Below are 1,200 nucleotides of genomic sequence, written 5' to 3'. Positions count from 1 at the left end.
GCAAACAGTTCCGCGTCTGCACCGGCGTCACCCTCAGCTTCGAAATGATGCAGGGCTATGTGCTAGCGATGTTGCATTCCCACGCGCAGCCTGGTCTGCCGCCGATCCTGATCGCCTGCGAAGCCACGGGCCTTGATGACGTCTTGCCGGGCGGCGATGCGCAGAGCATCGTGCTGGGCCGGCTGCACGTCTGCATGCATGAAGACCCGGCAGTTGATGTCCTCACCTGGCTGCGCAAGCAAGCGCACCGCAACGGAGCGACACGGTGAATACGGCACACGCAAACGCTTATCCAGAAGAAGCCGACTACGCAATCAGCGAAGAAGAACACGACTTGTCCCGGTAGTTTCCGAGCCACAAAAAAGGCACTTGGGCGCGCGTCCAAGTGCCTGCGTTTCATTGGTGGCCCAGCAGGATCAGGCTAAGACAAAAGGCGAGGGCACGCATGGGCGCTATCAGCGGAACCAACAGCTGCGGGTAAGGGAAATACTTACAGGCATGTTCGCCTATTGCCGATAGCGACTTGAGGCTTTTCCTATAATGATGGTGTGTCACTCGGCGAGCATCGACAGCCGATCGTCTGACACTGATGTTGGACGAACGTAGGTGCCGCTCATCAAGGAGGATGTCTATTGGGCGTCACCGCAATTCGGCACGTGGGCGATTACCTGCTCACGGCCCACAGCATTCCGTGCGACGGAAAGTTCGTGCCGGAGCTCCTGATTTCCAGGCCCGGCGGCATCACATTGCACCGATGCCAACTCAGAAATGCCACCTTTGCTGATCAGAGCGCAGCGTATGACTATGCCAAGCGCTGGATGGCTACGTGCTACGTGTCGAGCACGGGCTCGGTTAGCGCGCCCTAGCAGCAGGCAGACCTATCCTCCCTTGCTCGGCCAAGTCTTCGTAGCCCCCTCATTGCAGGAAGAGCCGCGCCAAGGCACGAGTTCCCGGGCATGTCGTTTGCGGGTTGGTAACCTAGCTTGTGAACTCCAGGCGGCGCTTTATCAAAGCGTCTGGTCGACGAACACAAGACGTGCCGCCCAGGCATCAAGCCGCCTATATCAGGACCACGGTCAAGATTTCGTGATGGGTGCCGCTAAGCAGTAACACGCACCAAGCAAACTCTACCGGACTGAACGAATCGACTGCCAAGGTAGCGCTTCAGGCTGCCTACTCTCCCCGTTCCCCATCGGCCCT

1 protein-coding gene is annotated in these 1,200 nt (G+C 58.8%); it reads left to right on the top strand.

From position 1 onward, the window contains the following. Window positions 1–269: hypothetical protein (locus OZ10_RS20110; RefSeq protein WP_039566872.1), on the top strand; the 269-nt coding region annotated here is incomplete at its 5' end. Between the last annotated feature and the right edge of the window lie 931 nt (window positions 270–1,200).

This window comes from Xanthomonas cannabis pv. cannabis (genome assembly GCF_000802365.1).
Classification (GTDB): domain Bacteria; phylum Pseudomonadota; class Gammaproteobacteria; order Xanthomonadales; family Xanthomonadaceae; genus Xanthomonas; species Xanthomonas cannabis.
The sequence above is the reverse complement of the archived record's forward strand: the minus strand, read 5'-3'. Positions and strand labels throughout refer to the sequence as shown.